This is a genomic window from Nocardia uniformis NBRC 13702 (assembly GCF_001613345.1).
In the GTDB taxonomy this organism is placed as follows: domain Bacteria; phylum Actinomycetota; class Actinomycetes; order Mycobacteriales; family Mycobacteriaceae; genus Nocardia; species Nocardia uniformis.
Genome location: NZ_BDCE01000143.1, coordinates 1 through 960, shown reverse-complemented (window position 1 = coordinate 960; position 960 = coordinate 1). Strand labels below are relative to the sequence as shown.

The window sequence follows — 960 nt, the reverse complement described above, 5'->3', positions numbered from 1 at the left end:
ACCGATCGGTCCCTGGCCGACCGGGCCGGGCTCCGTAATACCCCGCACTATCTGATGGAGACGTTGCGGCTCTCGCGGGCGGAGGCGTGGGCGCGGTTCCGTGCCGCCGAACGGCTCGGGGATCTGTCTCACCGCGTCGACGGCCACCCCGAACCGGTGCTGCCGCACACCGCGACCGTGCAAGCTGGCGGGGAGATCTCCGCCGACCACGCCCGCGCGGTCTGGAACGTCATGAAACGGATCCCGGAAAAAGTGGAGGCGGACAAGAAGACCGAGGCCGAACAGATGATGGCCGAGTACGCCCGCTCGCACTCCCCGGACGATCTGAAGAAGATCGGCGACCGCATCCTCGGATTCCTCGACCCCGACGGCACCCTCACCAACGACACCGATCGCGCGCGGATGCGCGAGGTCGTGGTGTGCCCGCAACGCCCCGACGGCATGTCGGAGATCAAGGGCTACCTCGACCCCACCCTGCGCGCGGTGATCGACATGATCCTCGCCAAATGGGCACGACCGGGCATGTGCAATCCCGACGACACCGAAAGCCCCACCGCCACAGACGAGTCCATCGACACCACCCGCCTGGAGGCCGCCGCCGCCCGTGATACCCGCACAGTCGGGCAACGCAACCACGACGCCCTGCTGGCATTCCTGGCCGCCGGTGGCGGCCCGGAATCCCTCGGCACCCACCGGGGGTTGCCGGTGAGCGTCATCCTCACCATGAGCGTCACCGACCTGGAGAAGAAAACCGGCGTCGTGACCACCGCCTCCGGTGGCACCCTGTCGGTCCCCGAAGCATTGCAGCTGGCGCAGAAGACCCATGCCGCACCCCTGTTGGCGATCTTCGACCCGCACGGCATGCCACTGCATTTGGGCAAGGCCCGCCTGGCCAACAAATGGATCCGCTACAGCCTCACCGCCGCCGAACGCGGGTGCTCGCGCCCCGGATGTGACGCG

At 68.2% G+C, this 960-nt stretch carries 1 protein-coding gene; it reads left to right on the top strand.

Annotated features, from left to right (window positions below; translation table 11 throughout):
• A partial coding sequence (locus tag NU1_RS39880) for a DUF222 domain-containing protein (RefSeq protein WP_157553683.1) occupies window positions 1–960 on the top strand: 960 nt, incomplete at both ends.